General features: G+C 42.3%; 21 protein-coding genes, 1 tRNA gene and 1 pseudogene. 5 read left to right on the top strand and 18 right to left on the bottom strand.

Features of this window, described 5'->3' with window-relative positions:
- Nucleotides 1-104 precede the first annotated feature (104 nt).
- Nucleotides 105-1,148 carry a transglutaminase-like domain-containing protein gene (locus V4467_02675; GenBank protein ID MES2087874.1) on the top strand — a complete coding sequence of 348 codons (1,044 nt, stop codon included), beginning with the start codon at nucleotides 105-107 and terminating at the stop codon, nucleotides 1,146-1,148.
- 140 nt (nucleotides 1,149-1,288) lie between these two features.
- Here V4467_02675 and V4467_02670 read toward each other — a convergent pair.
- The 3 genes and pseudogenes from V4467_02670 to pheS form a co-directional block, all read right to left on the bottom strand.
- Nucleotides 1,289-1,570, bottom strand: a pseudogene (locus tag V4467_02670) (GIY-YIG nuclease family protein).
- A gap of 41 nt (nucleotides 1,571-1,611) precedes the next feature.
- Nucleotides 1,612-3,486, bottom strand: coding sequence for a phenylalanine--tRNA ligase subunit beta (locus V4467_02665; protein ID MES2087873.1), 1,875 nt, complete (start codon nucleotides 3,484-3,486; stop codon nucleotides 1,612-1,614).
- 47 nt (nucleotides 3,487-3,533) lie between these two features.
- Nucleotides 3,534-4,331, bottom strand: coding sequence for a phenylalanine--tRNA ligase subunit alpha (gene pheS, locus V4467_02660; protein ID MES2087872.1), 798 nt, complete (start codon nucleotides 4,329-4,331; stop codon nucleotides 3,534-3,536).
- A gap of 244 nt (nucleotides 4,332-4,575) precedes the next feature.
- On the opposite strand from pheS, the gene V4467_02655 reads away from it, so the two are divergent.
- The gene (locus V4467_02655) at nucleotides 4,576-5,817 is read left to right on the top strand and encodes a glycosyltransferase family 2 protein (GenBank protein MES2087871.1); all 1,242 of its coding nucleotides are present in this window, start codon (nucleotides 4,576-4,578) and stop codon (nucleotides 5,815-5,817) included.
- Nucleotides 5,818-5,884: 67 nt separating this feature from the next.
- Nucleotides 5,885-6,529: a hypothetical protein gene (locus V4467_02650; GenBank protein MES2087870.1), complete on the top strand. Its 645-nt coding sequence runs from the start codon at nucleotides 5,885-5,887 to the stop codon at nucleotides 6,527-6,529.
- Here the strand turns inward: V4467_02650 and V4467_02645 are convergent.
- The 7 genes from V4467_02645 to rpmE form a co-directional block, all read right to left on the bottom strand.
- Nucleotides 6,513-6,884, bottom strand: a complete 372-nt coding sequence (locus V4467_02645; protein ID MES2087869.1) for a hypothetical protein — start codon at nucleotides 6,882-6,884, stop codon at nucleotides 6,513-6,515. The genes V4467_02650 and V4467_02645 overlap by 17 nt on opposite strands.
- 47 nt (nucleotides 6,885-6,931) lie before the next feature.
- Nucleotides 6,932-7,007: transfer RNA gene (locus tag V4467_02640), tRNA-Thr, on the bottom strand.
- Between the two features lie 52 nt (nucleotides 7,008-7,059).
- The gene (locus V4467_02635; GenBank protein MES2087868.1) at nucleotides 7,060-7,461 is read right to left on the bottom strand and encodes a hypothetical protein; all 402 of its coding nucleotides are present in this window, start codon (nucleotides 7,459-7,461) and stop codon (nucleotides 7,060-7,062) included.
- Between the two features lie 16 nt (nucleotides 7,462-7,477).
- Entirely contained in the window at nucleotides 7,478-8,065 is a 588-nt protein-coding gene (tsf, locus tag V4467_02630; protein ID MES2087867.1) for a translation elongation factor Ts, read from the bottom strand.
- Nucleotides 8,066-8,133: 68 nt separating this feature from the next.
- A complete protein-coding gene (gene rpsB / locus V4467_02625) occupies nucleotides 8,134-8,865 on the bottom strand; it encodes a 30S ribosomal protein S2 (protein ID MES2087866.1) in 732 nt (243 codons plus the stop codon).
- Between the two features lie 127 nt (nucleotides 8,866-8,992).
- On the bottom strand, nucleotides 8,993-9,952 hold the full coding sequence (locus V4467_02620) for a PCRF domain-containing protein (GenBank protein MES2087865.1): 960 nt from the start codon (nucleotides 9,950-9,952) through the stop codon (nucleotides 8,993-8,995).
- A 109-nt stretch (nucleotides 9,953-10,061) separates the two neighbouring features.
- Nucleotides 10,062-10,292 carry a 50S ribosomal protein L31 gene (rpmE, locus tag V4467_02615; GenBank protein MES2087864.1) on the bottom strand — a complete coding sequence of 77 codons (231 nt, stop codon included), beginning with the start codon at nucleotides 10,290-10,292 and terminating at the stop codon, nucleotides 10,062-10,064.
- A 108-nt stretch (nucleotides 10,293-10,400) separates the two neighbouring features.
- Here rpmE and V4467_02610 point away from each other — a divergent pair, with 108 nt between their 5' ends.
- Nucleotides 10,401-10,685 carry a hypothetical protein gene (locus V4467_02610; protein ID MES2087863.1) on the top strand — a complete coding sequence of 95 codons (285 nt, stop codon included), beginning with the start codon at nucleotides 10,401-10,403 and terminating at the stop codon, nucleotides 10,683-10,685.
- A 93-nt stretch (nucleotides 10,686-10,778) separates the two neighbouring features.
- Here the strand turns inward: V4467_02610 and V4467_02605 are convergent, their stop codons facing one another.
- The 5 genes from V4467_02605 to gatC form a co-directional block, all read right to left on the bottom strand.
- Nucleotides 10,779-12,137, bottom strand: a complete 1,359-nt coding sequence (locus V4467_02605; protein MES2087862.1) for a lytic murein transglycosylase — start codon at nucleotides 12,135-12,137, stop codon at nucleotides 10,779-10,781.
- Nucleotides 12,138-12,272: 135 nt separating this feature from the next.
- The gene (locus V4467_02600; protein ID MES2087861.1) at nucleotides 12,273-12,968 is read right to left on the bottom strand and encodes a 50S ribosomal protein L25; all 696 of its coding nucleotides are present in this window, start codon (nucleotides 12,966-12,968) and stop codon (nucleotides 12,273-12,275) included.
- A 174-nt stretch (nucleotides 12,969-13,142) separates the two neighbouring features.
- Nucleotides 13,143-13,772, bottom strand: coding sequence for a hypothetical protein (locus V4467_02595; protein MES2087860.1), 630 nt, complete (start codon nucleotides 13,770-13,772; stop codon nucleotides 13,143-13,145).
- A gap of 18 nt (nucleotides 13,773-13,790) precedes the next feature.
- On the bottom strand, nucleotides 13,791-15,218 hold the full coding sequence (gatA, locus tag V4467_02590; GenBank protein ID MES2087859.1) for an Asp-tRNA(Asn)/Glu-tRNA(Gln) amidotransferase subunit GatA: 1,428 nt from the start codon (nucleotides 15,216-15,218) through the stop codon (nucleotides 13,791-13,793).
- 132 nt (nucleotides 15,219-15,350) lie between these two features.
- Nucleotides 15,351-15,635, bottom strand: a complete 285-nt coding sequence (gatC, locus tag V4467_02585) for an Asp-tRNA(Asn)/Glu-tRNA(Gln) amidotransferase subunit GatC (GenBank protein MES2087858.1) — start codon at nucleotides 15,633-15,635, stop codon at nucleotides 15,351-15,353.
- 76 nt (nucleotides 15,636-15,711) lie between these two features.
- On the opposite strand from gatC, the gene V4467_02580 reads away from it, so the two are divergent.
- Nucleotides 15,712-16,389, top strand: coding sequence for a hypothetical protein (locus V4467_02580; protein MES2087857.1), 678 nt, complete (start codon nucleotides 15,712-15,714; stop codon nucleotides 16,387-16,389).
- A 3-nt stretch (nucleotides 16,390-16,392) separates the two neighbouring features.
- Here V4467_02580 and ligA read toward each other — a convergent pair whose 3' ends face one another.
- Genes ligA through V4467_02565 form a run of 3 tightly spaced genes read right to left on the bottom strand, consistent with a single transcriptional unit; the run spans nucleotide 16,393 to nucleotide 19,562 of the window.
- A complete protein-coding gene (gene ligA, locus V4467_02575) occupies nucleotides 16,393-18,411 on the bottom strand; it encodes an NAD-dependent DNA ligase LigA (GenBank protein MES2087856.1) in 2,019 nt (672 codons plus the stop codon).
- Between the two features lie 5 nt (nucleotides 18,412-18,416).
- A complete protein-coding gene (locus tag V4467_02570) occupies nucleotides 18,417-18,947 on the bottom strand; it encodes a pilus assembly PilX N-terminal domain-containing protein (GenBank protein ID MES2087855.1) in 531 nt (176 codons plus the stop codon).
- A 12-nt stretch (nucleotides 18,948-18,959) separates the two neighbouring features.
- Entirely contained in the window at nucleotides 18,960-19,562 is a 603-nt protein-coding gene (locus V4467_02565) for a prepilin-type N-terminal cleavage/methylation domain-containing protein (GenBank protein MES2087854.1), read from the bottom strand.
- Between the last annotated feature and the right edge of the window lie 4 nt (nucleotides 19,563-19,566).

Below are 19,566 nucleotides of genomic sequence, written 5' to 3'. Positions count from 1 at the left end.
CACTTTGAAGGTGGATAAAACTCGAGACAAAAATTTGACAAATTAGCGTAAGTTGTGTTAAAAATAAATTAGTTTCGTAAACCGCAATCTCCGTTATTCTGAAAATGAAAACAAAGATCTTTGCTATTTTGTTGCTATTGGGTCTCGTTGGCTTCTTGGTTCACATGTCATCTCCAATCAAACCTCGGCGTTCCCTCGCTTTGGCGATGCTCGACTTTTTAGCGCAACCCAAGTTCTCCTCGGAAAACCTAATGGCTCAACTGACGGGCACGGAAGCCGAGTTGGAAATTTTGGACCTTGACAGTCGAATGCTGTACCTGTCATTTCCCAAGGCGAAACTCCTGAGCGACCTGCGAAAAGTTTGCAGTTTGCCCTTAGAGGACGTGGAGATGGGTGAAGAAAGGGGTGACCTCGCTCATTTGGGTAAATATCAGTACACACAAAAGGGTAGACGCCTTGTCTGTTTCCCGATGGAAAATTTCGTGATCAACTCCGAAGCAAAAATTGTCGTCCCTTACCCGTCCGTGAAGTTTGAAACAACTCCGCAGGAACTGGCGGACTTCATGGATAATAAATCGGTGATTGGCGGAAAATACTTTTTCTCTGAGTACGTAGACGGCAGAGGAATCGATCACGTCATTGCCAATTTCGGCTCGGTGGTCGGTAAAAAAGGAGAGCCGTCGCTCAGTCGCTTGGCGAAAAATCTGGTTAAGGGTGAAATCAAGCCTGAAAAAATCGCCCAGAAACTCCTCGACTTCGTCTCTACCGAAATCGAATACGATCCGGAAGAGATACAATGGGCAAACTCCAGACAGGTCATAAAAAAACCTGAGGAAACCTTGCTCACCAAAACAGGCACGTGTGGCGCGAAAGCAGTGCTCCTTGCTAGCCTGCTCGAGCAGTACGAAATTCCCTACTATCTGGGATACTACCCGTCGCATGTCACGGTTCTCGTTGCTGGAGATTTTGTTCCGAGTAACGAGCTTTCATTCCCGATCGGCGAGAAAGTGTACCACGTCGCCGAGTCAACGTCGGCGGGATTTCTAATCGGCAAAAGCCGGGTTGTAAATATCAATCTGGGCAAGAACAATCTTACCTATCTTACAAGGCCATGTGACGGCCAACTGCTAATACTTCCGAAAAAATAATCGGTCATTCAACCCCTTCTACACGATGGGGTTTTTATTTGTACGATATATCGTACAAATTTTTCTTTTATTTTTTATAATTACAAAATTGCCATTTCTAAACAACCCTCTGTCATCCTCGCGAATGCGGGGATCCAGACTCATAACATCCCCTGCAAATCTCTCCATTGCGGATTATCTTTTTCAATTAAATCCAATTTCCACTTGCGATTCCATTTTTTGAGTTGTTTCTCTCGTGCAATTGCTGCTTCAACATTCTCGGTATATTCATAGTAAACCAAAGTATGAACAGCATATTTTTGAGTAAATCCTTAAACTGCATTTGTTTTATGCTGATAAATTCTCTTTTGTAAATCTGAAGTAATTCCAATATACAAAGTGCCGTTCCGTTGACTAGCTAAAATGTAAACGTAATACATCATACCTGGGTCCCCGCATTCGCGAGGATGACATAGTGAAAAAATTATCTAATTTCCCAACCCTTAGCTTTTAATGTTTCGTACACTTTTTCCATAACTTTATTTATTTCTTCATCGGTCAACGTCCGCCCCATAGATTGAAACACTAAACGAAAGCCGTAGGAAACTTTTCCATCTTTCTCAAATCGGTCGAATAGTTTCGAGTGAACCACAAAATCTCCGGCGTCTCCTAAAATTAATTGGTGGATAGTTTCAGAATCTGTGCCGGCTGGAACAAAGAGCGCAATATCGCGAACAATAAAAGGATAGACAGAAAATGGCTTAAACATGGCGTCACAAAGAGGAAAAGTTAGGACGTCCGAACTTTTTGGCTGTGGCAGATCGCTCAGGGCTTTATCCAAATTAGTTTCAAAAATGCCGTCTTTGGTTTCCCCTTCTAGGTTGCATCCAAGTTTTTCTGAAAGAAGCGCGACGACAGCAGAAAGTTCAGAAGCGACTTTCTTTTTTGGTCCCGCAAATCCTACAGCAAGTGCGGCATGCTCGCCACCTCTTCCAAAAACTTTTCCTATTTCAAAAATTTTTATTTCTTCAGAACCAAAAAGTGAAGCGTTGCCGAAATTGAGTTTGAGCGCCATTGCAAAGTTGTTTCGTAAATTTGGCCGAGTGAATTTTTTATCTTCTGCCAGCGGTTTCTCAATCGCAATTTCCCCACTCGATGAAAATGATGACGTCATCACCTCCGAAAAACCAGCGTTCGCCAAAATCTCACGAATTTTCCATTCATAGTAAAACTGCTTTGGAATTTCTAGTTCCATTTTGAGGACAGGTGGAAGAGTGGCCGGAACTTTATCGTACCCGACAATTCTTCCCACCTCTTCTGCAATGTCCTCGGGAATCAAGAGGTCAGCGCGAAAGATTGGTGGCGTGAGTATTAACTCCTTCCCTCTTTTTTTAACTTCAATTTTTAGACATCTGAGAACATCGACAATTACCTCTTCTGGTAAATCCAACCCTAACCTATTTGAAATATACTCTGCTGTTATATCTATTCCAATGTTCTGCAGAACATTGGAATAGATATCGATTACTTCACCGGCCAAAATTTGTGAATCCATTTCAAACAAGAGCGCGCTAAAATCATTCATTCCTTTACTCGTCATATCCGCTGAAAATTTATTTTCGTATCGCTTTGATGCGTCAGTTCTAATGCCGAGCTTGTCCGAGGTTTTACGAATATATGACGCATTGAAACTGGCCGACTCGAGAATTAAATTTTTTGTGCTCGACGTAACCTCAGCTCTTTTCCCACCCTTAATTCCCGCGATCGCAAGTGGCGCTTCTTCATCTGCAATAATCAAAATAGTTTCATCCAAGTCGACCTCGCGATTATCAAGTGTAATTATTTTTTCCCCTGTTTTTGCTCTACGCACTACAATATCCCCCTTCACTTTATCCGCGTCAAACGCATGGAGCGGTTGACCTCGATCAAGCATCACAAAATTGGCACTATCAACAACTGGGTTGATCGAGCGCTGGCCAACACTCTGCAATCTCTCTTTCACCACCGGCAATTCTCTTTGGGTAACATTTTCAATTACTCGGGCCATATATCGCGCACACAAATCAGAGTCTTCCACGCGCACATTGAATGGTCGAGTTTTTCCTACTGGCGGTAAAATCTGTTCCTGTTTTTTCTTAGCCAAGCCGGTAATGGCTGCAACTTCGTATCCCATTCCGCGATGCGAAAGTGCATAACAAGCGCGGTCAGGTAAAACTTTTAAATCAAGAATTGTGTCACTGCCCTTTTTTTCAATTCCTTCCAACTCAAAAGAGGCGAACGTCAAAAGTTCCCCTAGCTTTTCCGGTTCAGGAAGTGTTTCGTCAAAATATGATTGTAGCCAGTTGTAGGATATAAGCATTATTTTTTCTTATTCTTAAATCTTTAATCCTAAATCTTAAATCTATTTTAGAACTGATTAACTAAGCGCAAATCTCCGGAATACAGTAATCGAATATCGGTGATGCCGTACTTCACCATCACCATTCGATCAATGCCTCCGCCGAAAGCAAACCCACTAAAGCCTTCCGGCACGCCTGCGGCCTTTAAAACGTTTGGATGCACGAGCCCTGCTCCCATCATTTCAAGCCATTTGCCCTTAAATTTCATATCAACTTCCACCGACGGCTCGGTGAACGCAAAAAAACTTGGACGAAATCGAATGACTACATCGTTGCCGAAAAACTTTTTAAAGAAAAACTCAAGAACACCTTTCAAGTGAGCCATAGAAACATTTTTATCAACATACAACCCCTCAACCTGAAAAAATTGCGCTTCGTGAGTAGCGTCCGTGGCTTCATTTCTAAAAACTTTTCCTGGCACGATAATTCGATATGGCGGCTGTATGCCAGCTTCGAGTTTTTTTTCCATATATCTTATTTGTACCGGACTTGTATGAGTACGCAGAAGTGCAGAACTGCGCGGAATGGACGCGGACTGATGCGGAAAATTTTCGTGGGTATTCTTCGGCGTTCGTTCTGCGTTGTTCTGCGTCTGTTCCGCATTCTTGAGCCAGAAGGTGTCCTGCATATCGCGTGCCGGATGATCTTTAGGAATATTAAGCGCGTCAAAATTGTGCCACTCATCCTCCATTTCAGGTCCCACCGCAACAGCAAAACCCAGTTCGGCAAAGATTGTTCGAATATCAAAAATCGCCCGTGAAATCGGGTGAATATGTCCTTGTGCAACCTGTTCCTTGTCCTGCATAGCAGTCATTATATAGTAAAGAAGAAAAAGGAGAAATACGCCCAAACATTAAGAATCCTTGAAAACTTCAAACACACTAATTCATTGCTATAGCAATGAATTAGTGTGTTGCTTTTGAGTCTAATTTTGAAACCACACAACCCAAGCGCAACCCATGCATAGCGTGTGCGAAAGCGCCCTACCTACCTTGAGTTAGAGCTTGCGATGCAGTAGACTAGGAAAACACAGGGGCCAAACCCTTACAATGAGTCAAATTTCTAACATCATTCTCTATATTTCTTTTTTCACGTCATTGTACTTTGAAGTTTTTTTGCTGATCAGCTTTTTGGAAAACCGCACTGAAAAAGGCGGTGAGAAAATCAAGTTATCGTCGATTCTTCCATCAGTTACTATCATTGTGCCTGCATTCAACGAAGAAAAAACCATCAGTAAAACAATCTACTCACTGTTAAAATTAGACTACCCGAAAGACAAATTGAAAATTATTGCAGTTAATGACGGTTCAACCGATGACACAGCCGGTGTATTGAAAACTTTCCGATGGAACAAACGGATCGAGGTCATCAATAAAAAAAATGGAGGGAAATATACCGCGCTTAATGCCGCCATCCGTAAAACGGAAACCGAGCTTGTCGGATGTCTCGACGCCGATTCATTTGTCCCACCAGATACGCTGACGAAAATTATTCCCCATTTTGAAAATCAAAAAATCATGGCAGTAACACCGGCCATTAAAATTTTCGAGCCTGACCGAATGATCCGCCATGTTCAAAGCAACGAATACAACCTGGGTATTTTTATGAAAAAATCTTTCAGCATGCTCGATGCAATCACCGTGACTCCCGGGCCCTTTTCTATTTTTCGAAAAACAGTTTTTGATAATCTTGGATTATTCCACGAAGCTCACAATACCGAAGACTTGGAGATTGCTATGCGCATGCAGAAAAATGGTTATCGTATCGGCAACGCGCACGACGCTGTCGTCTACACGGTTGGACCAGGGTCTTTCGCTAAACTCTACCGCCAACGAGTTCGCTGGGTGAGCGGTTTTCTTGCCAACTCAATCGATTATCGTTCGATGTTTTTCAATCCAAAACACAAACACTTGGGACTTTTTATGCTTCCGATGTCGGTCGTTGGTATCGTGCTTTTCATGGTCTCCGTTGGCATGGTATCAATAAATATCCTGAGAATGGTTGCTGATAAATATACAGAAATTAAAACCATTGGTTTTAATTGGGTCTGGAACGGCTTTCATTTTGATTGGTTTTTCATCAATACTGATTCAAAAATGTTTCTGGGGCTACTACTCTTCCTCTCAACCATCCTTCTCGTCACGCTCGGTAAACAAATCTCAGATACTAAAAACAACCATTTCTCTTTTCATACTTTATATTTTCCTTTGGTATACGGCATTTTTTCTATCGCATGGCTATCAAAAGCTATTTATCTCGTAGTTTTATCTAAAAATACAAGTTGGAGATAACAACACGAAACGTGTAAGCACGAAATCTCAAATCCGAAATTCGAAAAAAGCTAAAATTATAATCAATATGAAAAAATATTTATACGCATTCCTCATAACCGCTCTTATCTTTGTCACCGCTCTGTATATCGGCAATTTTTTCAGTGATAGAAAAATTCAGGAACTTAAGGACGCGGGAAACAAAATTTCTATCGACATCCTCTCCTCTGAAACCCAATTTGCTTTGCTTGGTGAAATTTCCTGCCCGGATATTAAAAATTCCACCCTTTCAAAAGAGATGGATGATCTTGGTGAAAAAATTAATTACAGTCAAGAAAAATTTGGCGTGGACAATAGCGAGGTGCTTGATCTTAAAAAATATTACTCGATACTGGAAATCAAAGATTATATCCTCACGAAAAAATTAAAAGATTGTGAAGAAAAACCTATTCCAATTTTATATTTTTATGAAAGTGATTGTCCCGACTGTGACAGAGAAGGCTACGTTCTTACCTATCTCAGAGAACACTACCCTGAGCTCCGCGTATATTCTTTTGATTACAACCTGGACGTTTCTGCTCTTAAGACTCTAGCCTCAGTCTACGGCATCGGCAAGAAACTGCCGGCGATCGTCATAAAAAATAAACCGTACACTGGGTTCCAAACTATTGAAGAGATTAAGAAACTTTTACCAGAACTTCGCGAGGCTAGTTCAACTACTCAAACCCTATAGAATTCTCTGAATCTCCAGAGGGCTTAACTTGGGTGGAATAGATGCCAATTACACCGAGCACCACAACCCAAATACAGAAAAAGATGCCGAGTGTATACATAAGCAAAGAAATAGCTTCTTGTTTTTTGCCATCGAGATACCACAAGATTGGCTGCCCAAAAACCAAAATACCCATAACGGCAGCTGAGAGAACAAAAAGCATCAGCATGCAAATGGGAATAAGAAGACTAAATGTTGGCTGGAAAAACTCCGGAACGTAAAACAAAAATAAAACCACTAACATCACATATGACGCCGCTATGCCCGCATGTATAAAAGCTTTCCTCCTAACTAAACTTATATTTTGAGTTTGCATACAAGTTAGAACTCAACAGATAGAAAAAAGTTACAGATTTAATTTAGTGGAGCCACCCGTCAGATTCGAACTGACGACATCCACTTTACAAAAGTGGCGCTCTACCAACTGAGCTAGGGTGGCATTCTTTCACGTTACAGACCACAGAACACGGACCACGAAACATTTTTCTCTCTTACATTTTATGATCTGTGTTCTGTGTTCCGTGATCTGTCTTACTCTCTCTCGATTCTGCCACATCTTTAAGAAAAAAGGAAACTACCCCTTTTTCATTGATCTGTCTCTTACTGTTTATAAACTGCTTGTGGTACTTCGCAATAAACAAACCCGTGACTCCGAAAAGATGGAAAACTCCCTGAATAAACTGGTGTAGCACTTTTCTGAACGGAAAATTTTCCAACTCCAACCAAAACCTTCTGAGCTTACTGCCAAATGCCGAAAATGTTGGATCAGCAAAAAGGCTTACGCGAGTCAAAACCCCCGGCTGGCCAGATTTTATTTCAAAAAACTTAACCAAAAAAAGAGACAGACCCCCGATCGTAGAAACAATTATCACACTGAGATCGAGAATATACATACATTTTAAGAGCTGGTTATTTTTCCAAAACCCCAAATCTAACGAATCGGCTCACTTCTATTTTTTCACCGAATTTTTGTATGGCTGATTGAATCAACCCTTGAACAGTCAAATCTGGATTTTTAATAAATGACTGATCAAGGAGTGTGGCTTCGCCAAAGTATGACTGAAGCTTACCTTCCATAATTTTTTCTTGCATAGCCGCAGGCTTTCCAACAATTTCTTTAGCAAAAACTTCTCGAGCCTTTGCTTTCGCCTCTTCAGTAATATCCTGAGGTTTGAGATAGGTAGGATTGCTGGCGGCAACATGCATCGCCAAATCATACGCCAAGGTTTTAAATTCCTGATTTTTGGCAACGAAATCGGTCTCACAGGAAAGTTCAACGATGGATCCTACAAGGCCATTACTGTGAACATATGAAGCGATAATCCCCGCTCCTAAGGTTCTATCTGATTTTTTGTTAGCAATATCTGCGCCTTTCTTCCTCAAAATCACAAGTGCCTTTTCCATGTCACCCTGAGCTTCTTCCAAAGCTTTCTTGCATTGCATCACTGAAATCCCAGTTGAGTCGCGAAGTTCTTTAATTTGTTCTGTTGTAATCATGGTGTTCATGGAACATGGAGCACACAACATGGAACATAGTGTCCCTGTCTTATGCTCCATGCTACGTGTTACGCGTTTTGTGCCTTCTTTAGCTTTTCATTTCTACCCTCCTTGTATGCCCACACGATCTGATCCACAAAAAAGGCCACACTAGCGATTGAAGCGTCGTTTCCTGGAATAGCATAATCAACAGTTTTAATATTGCAGTCCGAACCCATAAGAGCGATTACAGGAATACCAGCTTTTCTGGCTTCGGTCACTGCGATGTGTTCGTGTTTTGAGTCAATGACAAAAAGAGCTTTTGGCAATTCTTTCATTGGGACAAGACCTGAGAAAAATCGCTCGAGCTTCTCGATTTCGCGATCAATCAAAAGTCGTTCTTTTTTTGTATATTTGGAAAGTTCTCCTTTCTCGCGTTTAGCGGTCAAATCAAGAAGCTTCTCGACGCGGGATCGAATTTCTTTAAAGTTTGAGAGTGTACCTCCGAGCCAGCGGTCAACAACGTATGGCATGTCGAGTTCAGCTGCCGCTCGCTTGATAGCATCGCGGGCCTCACTTTTACCGCCGACGAGCAAAATCTGCTTGCCTTCGGTTGCGAGTGTTCTTACAAAATCTTTGGCCTTTTCAAGGAGTTCATTGGTCTTTTCCAAGTCGAAAATTTCAACATGATTCTTAACACCGAAAATAAATGGTGCCAAAGTTGGGTGTCGTCGAGAACGAGAAAAAGCGTAGTGGGCTCCGGCCTTAAACATTGAATCGATAGTTTCGGTGCTATGTGATTGGGTTTTTGACGTTGTCATGAGACATGAATATAGCAGATAATTATTCCTGATGCAAATCCCAATTTTGCCCACAGTATTCTGTGGTTGCAAAATCGAGGACTCCGAGTCCTACGAGGAGTGGGCACGCCTTATGGCGAATAATATTTTAATTTGAGTTTTTTTCTGCCTCTGCGGAAAGAGCTTCGATAATCGCACCAATATTTCCCTCGAAAATTCCGGCAATATTGTGCCATGATTCTTTAATTCGGTGATCGGTTACGCGATCCTGTAAAACGTTGTAGGTTCTGATTTTTTCGGAACGATCGCCGGTACCGATTTGATTTTTACGCACACCGGCGTATTTTTTGGCTTCCTCCTCCTCTTTCAGCGCCAAAATTTTGGCCGACAAAATCGCCAAAGCCTTTTCTCGGTTTTTCACCTGACTTCTTTCGGACGTTGAACGCACATCAAGTCCGGTAGGCTTGTGAATGAGGCGCACTGCTGTTTCCACCTTGTTAACATTTTGTCCGCCGGCTCCACCTGAACGCGAAAATTCCATTTCCAAATCAACCGGGTTGATCTCAAATGAAACTTTTTTACGAATTGGGAGAACCGCCACCGAAGCGGTTGAGGTATGCACGCGGCCAATTTTTTCCGTAGCTGGAACCCGCTGAATTCGATGAACTCCGGTTTCAAAACGTAATTTTTTATACACATCATCTCCAGAAATTTCAAATGTGGCTTCTTTGTAACCACCAAGAGAACTTTCCGATTGAGAAACCGTTTTCCAAGACCAACCAACGGTCTCGGCGTACTTTTTGTACATGATGGCAAGCTCTTCGGCAAAAAGTGCGGCTTCCTCCCCACCAGCCCCAGCTCGAACTTCAAGAATGGCTTCTCTTGGAAATTCCTCCTCGACCTCATCTTCAGCCAGATTTTTCTGCATTTGATCGGCCAGAATTTTTTGTTCAGCACGAATAGCCGAAAGTTCTTCTTCGGTCAATTCTTTTAACCCAGGGTCTTTTTCAGCCATTTTTAAAAGCTCTTGTTCTTCCTTAACGAGAGCTTCATACCGTTCTGCCAGATAGCTAGTCTTTTGATTTTTTTTATAGGGTTCTAAATCCATATACGAAAGTAAATTACGAAAATACGAAACTATACGAAAACCGTGATGGTACCAAAAAAGCTTTCGTATTTTTTCGTATTTTCGTACCCCTTTCGTATAGCCGGAGAAGCTACTTCGTCTTTTTGCTAACCTTTGTTGCAACTTTAGCGGCGCGAGATTTGAATCGTTCAACGCGACCGGCGGTATCGATAACCTTATCGTTTCCAGTATAAAAAGGGTGGCAAGCACTGCAGATTTCAACATCAATCTTCTCTTTAGTAGAGCCAATGTGAAAAACGTTACCGCAGGCGCAGGTAACAGTAGCTTTTGCAAAATATTGTGGGTGGGTGTCTTTTTTCATATAGATGTGAATTACGGATAGGAGCAGTCTAGCAGAAAGACTTAAAATTGACAAATGTAGGGAAAAGCTTAGTATCGGCTTTAGAAAAACCTTGGAAATAACAAAGAAATGACCACAAAAGCCATCGAGTTGACCGCCACCCGAATCCTCGGCAATTCACGAGCCGAGAGTAAGGAAAAACTAAAACAGGACATAAAATCCAACCCGAACGCAGTGAGGAATTGGGTAAGGGGAAACATCAGCTTTTGGGCTCTCAAAACCTCGCTGGAACATCCTGCTGAATCTGCCACCACACCTTCCCAAACTGGGTTGGATGTCGAAGTCTACTCACCGGACCTGGGCGAAGACAGTCGGCTTCTTATTGCAGAACTTGAACGACAACTTTCAGCATGAGAGCAACTGCGGCGCGCATAAGGGTTACGCTTATGCGCGCCGCTTTTTTCTTTTCCCATTCTTAAATCTTGAATCGTGAATCTTAAATCTATCCTAAAGATTCTGCAACGGATCAATCATATTCTCCTGAATATTTTGAGCGTGTCCCATGACGCTCGAAGCATAATTTTGCCCGGCAGTTTTTTTCCAATTACTTCCTGCATAATATTTTGCCGCAGCGGCAGATTCAGCTGAATAGCCCCCTGCTCCAGCACCCAGATCAGCCAAATACAAAGCTGAAGCAAAAAACGCATCGTGAGCTATCCACGGATTTGGAATTGCCACACCAGTCGCTGCAGCAATTCTTTTTTCGTATCCAACCCATGTCGAAGGAATAAATTGTGAAGGCCCCATAGCTCCGCCGTACCCTCCGCCCTGAGGACAAGATACTGGCTGAGAAGCAGGATCAAAACCAAGACGACTGGCCAAATTAATAAACGGCGCTAAGTCTCTGGTCGGCTTCATGATGCCTTTAAAAACTGTTCCTGTATTTTTACCGACGCCATCTCCAGTAACCAAATTGGTAACGAGGCACTGCCCAACGTTTTCACCAAGATTAGTTTCTTGAGTTAGAATGGCGAGCAAAAATGCTGGGCGCACGCCGGTTACTTTTTGAACTTCCAACGCATAGTTATAGGCTGTGCCGAAAGGAATCGAGGCACTATCACGAAGTGCAAACAACGCTGACCTAATTTTTGCCGCCGCTTTTTGCCGTTCAGATAAAATACTCTGGTAGGCTTTTTCTTGATTTTTGTTAACAGCCAACAGTTGTTTTTTTTGCTCTTCGTTTTTCTTCACCAATCTCTGCTCGGCTTCTGCCGCTTTACGCGCGTCAATTTCCGCCGCTTGTTTTTTACTCAAATCCTCTTTCTCCGCTTCTGTTTCAATACGAGTCTCACGCACAAGCGCGAGTGCAGAATTGAGTGATTCGGTAATAAAACCAGAAGCTTCCAAGTCCACAAAAAAATCGGAAAGCGGTTTGCCACTCAACACCAGCTCACCCACTGAATAGCTCTCGACCTCATTGGTTTTTCGGATAAGTTCTGCTAAAGCAGACTTCTGCCTTTCCATTTTTTGATCGAGTGTTTCAATGGTGGCAACTTTCGCGGTTATATCCTTCCCGAGTTGCTGAGCTATAATATTTTTCTTTTTAATGAGCGCGTTAGCCTCGGCAATTTTTGCATTTAATATAGAAATATCTCGGGAAATTGAGGCGGTTTCTTTTTGCTTGCCGGCCAAAATATTTGCCCAGTAGTCAATATCTTTTTGGGTTTTATCCAACTCTGCTTGAAGCGCGGCCTGGCGTTTGGCCACAGCGTCGTCAGTAGCAGTTTGGGCCCACGTAAAATGGCCGAGCATTAAAACGCTCACAAAAAGACTCAAAAAGATGATGATTTTTAAATTTTTAGCCATGAAAAACGCCAACCTCCTATCTAGGCATAGCTTAATTCTACTACAAAAGTTGAGATGAAGCTTGTATCGAAAAAAACCCATCCGATTCGCCGCGGCGAATCGGATGGGTTTTTTCTTAAGATTCTAAATGTAAAGTTACTTTTTATCAGCCTTTTTTTCAGGAGCTTTTTCTGGAGCGGCAGCGGCCTCTGCACCTTCTTCACCCTCCTTCACTTCTTTTCCTTTAGCTACCACTTCAATCTTCGAGAGATCGACTGGAGCAACCTCCACCACTTCTTCTTTTGGTTCGTAGACAGAAGCCACCACTTCTTCCGGTTTCTCAACGAGAACTACACCTTCTGGAAGAATGATATCTTTGGCCAATGCCTGACTTTCAAAATTAACAAGAGTGCTCACATCAACATGAAGCACTGATGGTAAATCTTTTGGAGACGCTTCAATTTCTATTTCACGAAGCACTTTCACCAAAACTCCACCGAGATCTTTGACTGCAGGAGCCACTCCGGTAAACTCAAGAGGAATTTTAATTTTAATTTTCTGACCCTTTTCGAATACGTAAAAATCAGCATGTCGTGGGCTGTCAGATAATGGATCGCGATCGACATCATAGATGAGAGAATCGAGTTCGCCTTCCTTGGTTTTCAAAGTCACAACAGTTGACTCTCCAGCTTTTTTAAAAACTTTCATAAATTCCACCAAAGAAACAGATACAGGAGTTGAGGCCTGCTTTTTTCCATAATAAACCGCTGGCATCTTGCCAGAACTGCGAAGATCAGCCAATTTTTCCTTTGGTTGTCGTGGAGAAACTTCTAATATAATCGGCGTTTTCATAAGGCCACAGTATACACTTCCCCATTAAAAAATCAACTTTTTTGGTCTCGTCCTTCGATACGAAATGCGGACTAACGAAAATACGAAACGATACGAAAATTTCAGTAACACCAGAATAGTTTTCGTATTATTTCGTATGTTCGTATATATAATTCGTATTTTCGTATTGAAATATTAGATATACTTAAATTCTTTGAACACCATCTCATACAATCCAACAACCCTTTTCGCCTCCCTATCCGTAATTTGGAAATTACTACCATCGTGCGCAATAGCATTTCGAACCCGGTGCGCCTCCCACGCCTGATCGATTGTGAGGAAATCACTTTTCTCTACCCCCTTCAACCTATCAGCCAAAGTATCTCCATGATATCCCATCTTGGTCAGCATTTCGTCGAGAATAATGTCGCACTCAAGAATGGCCAACCGCCAGTCGCTTGGATTGGTGGAATTGATATGGTGAGTAATTTTTTCCCAACGAGGATTTTCCTTATTTTCTGAACTATGGTCGTGATGCGCGGCGGCGCTTGGAGCGGCGTGAGCGTGTCCTCCTCCGTGAGCAGCTCCGTGTCCGTGACCGCTTCCGTGTTTAATTTCATTAAGCACCTCTCCCGTGCGAATGATGCAATAAATAATTCCGGTCAAAAAAAGCAGGGTCAACAAAATAGAAAATGGGCGAATAAAAATTAGAAATGAGTGGAACAGTGACAGCAACGTGCCACCATCGGCAAAATATTTTCCAGATAAAAGATTGTAGATTAGCTGATAGAGGCCGGTTAGTGAAAAATTTACTTCTGATGACATATATTTTTAAACTTAAAATTATTCTCCACAAAAATCACTGCAGATTGAAAAAAGTGAAGATTCCTCACCTGCTTTGGCCATGAACTGAAAGCCCAGCGGCAATTTTTTACCAGAAACTTCAACAAAACCCGACGGTACGGAAATAGCAGGGATACTGGCGATGTTGGCGCTCACGGTAAAAATATCCGCAAGATACATTGAGAGTGGGTCGCTCGATTTTTCACCGATTTTAAACGCATATGAGGGGGTGGTTGGCGTCACAACAAAATCAACTTCTTCAAAGGCTTTTTCAAAATCTCGAGTGATGACATCTCGCACCGCAATCGCCTTATTGTAGTACGCATCGTAGTATCCGGAAGAAAGCACGTAGGCGCCGAGCAAAATTCTGCGACGCACTTCGCGACCGAAGCCCTTACCTCTTGAAAGTTTGTAGTCCTCGAGTAAATTATTTCCGGGAATATACAAGCCGTATTTAATACCATCAAAACGCGAAAGATTGGTTGAAGCTTCAGCGGGCATCAACACATAATAGACCGCGAGTGAAGCAGCAATATTTGGCAGAACGATATCTGTAATGGTATGCCCAAGACTTTTTAATTTTTCAATTGAGACTTTGAAATTATCCGTCACACTTTGATCAATGCCCTCACTTTCGGTAAAGGCTCTCGGCACACCGATAACAAATTTCTTTCCAGCTTTTGAAATGTCTGGCAATTTTGGTAAATCCCATGAAGTGCTGTCTAGAGAATCTTTTCCCTTGATACAATCAAAAAGTATTTTTGCATCCTCAACATTTTTAGTAATTGGACCAATGACATCGAGTGACGAAGCCATAGCGATCAAACCACTTCTTGAAACTGATCCGTAGGTTGGCTTAAGTCCCACCAAACCGCAAAAAGCGGCTGGCTGGCGAATCGAACCGCCCGTGTCTGACCCTAAAGCCACGAGTGCCAAATTAGCGGCAACCACCGCTGCCGAGCCACCACTTGAACCTCCTGGCACGCGCGAAGTGTCGTGAGGATTTCGCGAGGTTCCATAAAAAGAAGTTTCCGTTGAACTACCCATGGCGGCATCATCCATATTGGTTCGTCCCAAAAATACCGCGCCGGCCGCTTTTAATTTGGTGATAACTGTCGCATCGTAACTTGCTACATAATTTTCCAAAATGCCTGAAGACGCGCTCGCATGTTTGCCCTGAATTAAAATATTATCTTTAAGCGCAATTGGAATTCCTGTCAAAGTAGTAGCGCTACCATCTTTAATTTTTTTATCCGCGGCCTCAGCCTGGGACAAAACATCGCCATAGACTTCGATGTAGGCGTTGAGCTCCTTATTTTTTAAAGTAATTTCTTCGAGGTAAGCGGTCGCTAATTCCACAGCAGTAAATTCTCCTTTCATCAAGGAGTTGTGAGCTTTGGTGATTGTAAGATTTTTTAAATCGATCATATGAAACAAATGTTAAGCACGAAATACGAATATCGAAATTCGAAACAATATCTAAGTTCTAATTTTTGAAATTTTAAACATTGAAATTTAAAGGTTTGTTTCGAATTTCGTGCTTAGTGCTTCGAATTTATCTCAAAGTATCTTCTTTACTTTGAGATAGTTACTTTCCCTTTTTGGTGCGGCGGAAATCAAAATTTCGGTATACATGCCACTCGCATACGGAGCAGTGTCATCGCGTAACACATTGTGAATGACGCCAGCTTTTTTTTCGCTCGACAAATCAGCGGAAACTTTCTGAATCTGATCTATGTACCCCAAAATAGATTCGAGGTCTTTCTGAAAAGCTTGTTTTTCCTCTTCTGACAACTGAAGCCGGCTCAACTCAGCCAATTTTTCAATTTCTTTAATGCTGATCATGGCTCAATGGTAACACAAAACCAAAAATTGGTTAATATAATTTCTTTACCTTATTTTCGTGATAGTATTATAAAGTATGTTGTCCCTAAATTTTGACACTCGAAATAACAACACGGTTTATATTGCCCAAAGAACAACAACTTTAAAAACAGTAGTATGTGCTGTTATCCTTACTTTTATTTCAATAGTTTGTTTAATATTATTTTGCCTTCTTGTTGTTCTGAGTGCTGCTTTTGGCGGATGGTTGGGCGGATTAATGAATGAAACTTTGCGGGGTATCCTAGCATTACTGTTTATTCTACCGGCCGTTTATTACGGGTTTATTGGTTCTGTTGTCGTCATCGCGTATGTTGGATTTTTGATCAGATCAAAAATTTTGAATACATACGGTTATTTTAGAAATGGTTATTTTTCTAAGGATAATAATCGTATTCTCGAGTGCTGTAAATTAGATGGTTCTCTTATCACGAGCATAGACTTAAATACATATTCAATCTTAGAGTCTAAAAAAGACGTTGGATCAGAAAATGTAGAACTATATCTTGTTGCCAACGATGGTAAAAAAATTAGTTTAGCGTCAATTTTTACACAAGATTTTAATAATTTTGATCCGTGGACTGGTGCACCAGGAGAAAGTGCCGCTAAATCCTATCCAACAGACGAAATGTTTGTATTATGGAATAATATTGAACTAAAAAAGGACGGCCGCGTAATCCCTCTGTCTGAATACCGGGTTCAACAAATGAGTTTTTAATAATTATTTTAACATTTTCAAAAACTGTTCCTCGCTCAAAACTGAAACACCGAGAGTTTGAGCTTTATCCAATTTCGAACCAGCGCTTTCCCCTGCGACCAAGAAACTGGTAGCTTTTGAGACCGAACTTGAAACCTCTCCTCCAAGCGCGCGGATTTTTTGCCCCGCTTCATCACGACTCATTGAGGCGAGTGTTCCAGTCAAGACAAAAGATTTTCCAGAAAGCGGCAATTTTGAAACGTCAGGCTTTACCACTTTTTCAATAACTACCTGGGACTCTAATCTACTGATTAGCGCGCGATTATTTTTTTCTTTAAACCAATCCACCAAAGACTGCGCGACAACTGGCCCAACACCATTGATGACTTCAAGCTCAGAAAATGTGGCTTTTGAAACTGCCTTTAGACTGAAAAAATGATTGGCTAAGTCATAGGCGGTTTCTTCACCAACCTGCGGAATCGAAAGTGACGCCAAAAATCTCGGCAGGGTCACCTTTCGTGAATGTTCTATTGTTTCAAGCAAATTATCGACTGATTTTTCAGCAAATCGCGGCAGCGCCAAAAGGTCAGTGCGCTTCAATTTAAAAATATCATCGAAGGTGGCGATTAAATTATTTTCTAAAAGCACGTCAATTATTTTAGGACCAAGCCCATCCATATTGAAACATTTTTTTGAAACGAAATGATAAAATTTTCGCTTAACCTGAGGGAAGGAGTTTTTATTAACACAGCGCCATGCAGATTCTCCTGGAATTCTTTCGATACTACCGTCTCCTCCACACGCCTCGACATGGGTCGGCCATTTGAAAGGTTTTTCTTTCCCAGTCCGTAAATCTGTAACTACGGAAACAATGTCGGGAATAACATCCCCGGCTTTTTGTAGAATTACTGTATCTCCGATTCTGACATCGAGTCGTTTGATTTCGTCTTCATTGTGAAGCGTGGCTCGCGAAACTAAGGAACCCGCCACCGTCGCAGGTTTTAAATGAGCTACCGGCGTCAAAACTCCCGTTCGCCCAACCTGCAGTACAATGTCTTCTACGATGGTTGTCACTTGCTCTGCAGCAAATTTAAAGGCAATTCCCCATCGCGGCGCTTTGCCGGTGTAGCCCAGTGCTTCCTGGTAGATCCGTTCATCAATTTTCACCACCACCCCATCAGCCAAATAATCCTCTTTGTTCATCTTTTTTTGCCATTCCATCCAGTAGGCCACCACTTCAGAGATATTTTTACAATGTTTGTAATATGGATTTACTTTAAAACCCAAGCGCTTCAATAATTCCAATTCTGCCGACTGACCGTCGGGTAATTTTTTCTCGTACTGTGCAACGTCATAAATAAATGTCTGTAATTTTCGAGACGCCGCCACAGCAGGATCGAGCTGGCGAATAGAACCAGCAGCCAAATTTCTTGGGTTGGCGAACGGCTCTTCGCCCGCAATTTTCCGCGCATCATTCAAAATTTTCAATTGGCTTTTGGCCATCCACACTTCACCTTCAACAATAATATCCACTGACTCGGTGAGTCGAAGTGGCACCGATTCAATAGTTTTAACATTTTCCGTAACGTCCTCACCGATAGTACCGTCTCCTCGCGTAGCTGCTCGGAAAAGTAGTCCTTTTTTATATTCAAGCACAATTTTTAAACCATCGATTTTATGTTCGCAGGTGTAGGTTGGAGAAATGTCCTTTTTGGTTTCCGTTTTTAAAAAACGCTTCACCCGCTCATCAAACAAAACCATCTCCTCAGGACTAAAAGCGTCGTTGTACGACCACTGCGGTACCGTGTGACGCACTTTGGTAAATTGCGGCAAGGGCTTCCCCGCCACTCTTTGCGAAGGAGAATCAGGAGTAATAAGTTCCGGATATTCTGTTTCAATTTGCACAAGTTCGTGCTTCAACGAGTCGAGCGCCGCTTCTGACATTTCGGGTTTATCAAGAACGTGATACGCGTAGCGTTCTTTTTCAATCGTCGCTCGAAGCTTTTCGAGTCTTTTCACAATGCCTTCTGGAATGCGAGCCATGGGGATTAGTAGGTTACTCTCAACCCGCGCTCTACTCGTGTCGGACTTAAAGTGTCGCAAGTATTATGCCCTCGAGCTTCCACCGTGGTGATGAGATCTTTCGTAACTGTCACATCGACACAGGGACCTGTATCAGAATCCGTGAGCCTAATATCCGATATGGTAAAAACGGGATTGGCATCTGGATCAATCATCACATCTCCTCCACCACAATTCATTACAGTAGCAGGATCATCGGGATTAAAATAATCATGTTTAGTGTCATAAAACAGTGCACACTCAATGCCAGCATCAGCGGCGTAAAAAGCCACTTGTGATTCCCGACCGAAAGAAGAAAAAAGAACCTGGCGCAAAGAAATATTCCAGATGGCGATACCGATTGAGAGAAAAACGCTTGAGGCGAGCACGGCGAACAAGAGGGCGAAACCCTTTTGGCATGGAGCATGAATCATGGAGCATGCAGCATGGGGAAAAGGCCGCGCGCAAAGCGCGCGGCTCTTTCCTTCTTTTTTTCTGTTCTGTGTTCTGTGCTCCATGTTCCGTGTTTTTTACGACGACTGATACCAATTAAAAATTCTAGCATTAATTACAAGGGTTTTTGTAATACTCCCAACCTGCCACGTCACAGTCGAAATAATATCAGCCGCGTCATTTGGCAAAAGGCTACCGACTGGTCGTATTTGAAGCTCCCTGCGAAAAAGACTGCTTGCTGTCTCGCCTCCTACCATTGCTCTGTATATTTTTAATGATGAATCAAAAACTAATTGACAGCCATCATTGTTGCTCAAGTGATCACAGGCGATGATGCGACTCGGTGGCTCGCGATTAGAAGGATCAATACCACAATAATTATTTCCTGTGCACTCATTGAGCCCATCGAGCCAGCCGGTTAAGGGGGTGACACTTAAACCATTACCATCTCTGATATTTCTAACATACTCAACCGCTTCTTGAGCTAAATAAAAAGCGGTAACTTGATCTCGAGCATAGATATCAGCGTTCAAACTCCGTTGCGCAAGAGAGAGTGGCGCAACCACGGCCACAGCGAGTATCGCGATCGCCACAATGGTTTCAATGATGGTAAAACCGGCATTACGCTTTTTGTAATGATGAAGGTTCCCAACTTTTTTTACTGGTTGCAACACTGTCATATAA

Source organism: Patescibacteria group bacterium, from assembly GCA_040390045.1.
Lineage (GTDB): Bacteria > Patescibacteriota > Minisyncoccia > Phycocordibacterales > SIBU01 > SIBU01.
This window is presented reverse-complemented; position numbering and strand designations above follow the sequence as displayed.

What these genes read in the sequence shown, in the direction of transcription:
- V4467_02675 (MES2087874.1), top strand. Translation starts at nt 105, where the DNA reads ATGAAAACAAAGATCTTTGCTATTTTGTTGCTATTGGGTCTCGTTGGC.
- V4467_02665 (MES2087873.1), bottom strand. Translation starts at nt 3,486, where the DNA reads ATGCTTATATCCTACAACTGGCTACAATCATATTTTGACGAAACACTT.
- pheS (MES2087872.1), bottom strand. Translation starts at nt 4,331, where the DNA reads ATGCAGGACAAGGAACAGGTTGCACAAGGACATATTCACCCGATTTCA.
- V4467_02655 (MES2087871.1), top strand. Translation starts at nt 4,576, where the DNA reads ATGAGTCAAATTTCTAACATCATTCTCTATATTTCTTTTTTCACGTCA.
- V4467_02650 (MES2087870.1), top strand. Translation starts at nt 5,885, where the DNA reads ATGAAAAAATATTTATACGCATTCCTCATAACCGCTCTTATCTTTGTC.
- V4467_02645 (MES2087869.1), bottom strand. Translation starts at nt 6,884, where the DNA reads ATGCAAACTCAAAATATAAGTTTAGTTAGGAGGAAAGCTTTTATACAT.
- V4467_02635 (MES2087868.1), bottom strand. Translation starts at nt 7,461, where the DNA reads ATGTATATTCTCGATCTCAGTGTGATAATTGTTTCTACGATCGGGGGT.
- tsf (MES2087867.1), bottom strand. Translation starts at nt 8,065, where the DNA reads ATGATTACAACAGAACAAATTAAAGAACTTCGCGACTCAACTGGGATT.
- rpsB (MES2087866.1), bottom strand. Translation starts at nt 8,865, where the DNA reads ATGACAACGTCAAAAACCCAATCACATAGCACCGAAACTATCGATTCA.
- V4467_02620 (MES2087865.1), bottom strand. Translation starts at nt 9,952, where the DNA reads ATGGATTTAGAACCCTATAAAAAAAATCAAAAGACTAGCTATCTGGCA.
- rpmE (MES2087864.1), bottom strand. Translation starts at nt 10,292, where the DNA reads ATGAAAAAAGACACCCACCCACAATATTTTGCAAAAGCTACTGTTACC.
- V4467_02610 (MES2087863.1), top strand. Translation starts at nt 10,401, where the DNA reads ATGACCACAAAAGCCATCGAGTTGACCGCCACCCGAATCCTCGGCAAT.
- V4467_02605 (MES2087862.1), bottom strand. Translation starts at nt 12,137, where the DNA reads ATGGCTAAAAATTTAAAAATCATCATCTTTTTGAGTCTTTTTGTGAGC.
- V4467_02600 (MES2087861.1), bottom strand. Translation starts at nt 12,968, where the DNA reads ATGAAAACGCCGATTATATTAGAAGTTTCTCCACGACAACCAAAGGAA.
- V4467_02595 (MES2087860.1), bottom strand. Translation starts at nt 13,772, where the DNA reads ATGTCATCAGAAGTAAATTTTTCACTAACCGGCCTCTATCAGCTAATC.
- gatA (MES2087859.1), bottom strand. Translation starts at nt 15,218, where the DNA reads ATGATCGATTTAAAAAATCTTACAATCACCAAAGCTCACAACTCCTTG.
- gatC (MES2087858.1), bottom strand. Translation starts at nt 15,635, where the DNA reads ATGATCAGCATTAAAGAAATTGAAAAATTGGCTGAGTTGAGCCGGCTT.
- V4467_02580 (MES2087857.1), top strand. Translation starts at nt 15,712, where the DNA reads ATGTTGTCCCTAAATTTTGACACTCGAAATAACAACACGGTTTATATT.
- ligA (MES2087856.1), bottom strand. Translation starts at nt 18,411, where the DNA reads ATGGCTCGCATTCCAGAAGGCATTGTGAAAAGACTCGAAAAGCTTCGA.
- V4467_02570 (MES2087855.1), bottom strand. Translation starts at nt 18,947, where the DNA reads ATGGAGCACAGAACACAGAACAGAAAAAAAGAAGGAAAGAGCCGCGCG.
- V4467_02565 (MES2087854.1), bottom strand. Translation starts at nt 19,562, where the DNA reads ATGACAGTGTTGCAACCAGTAAAAAAAGTTGGGAACCTTCATCATTAC.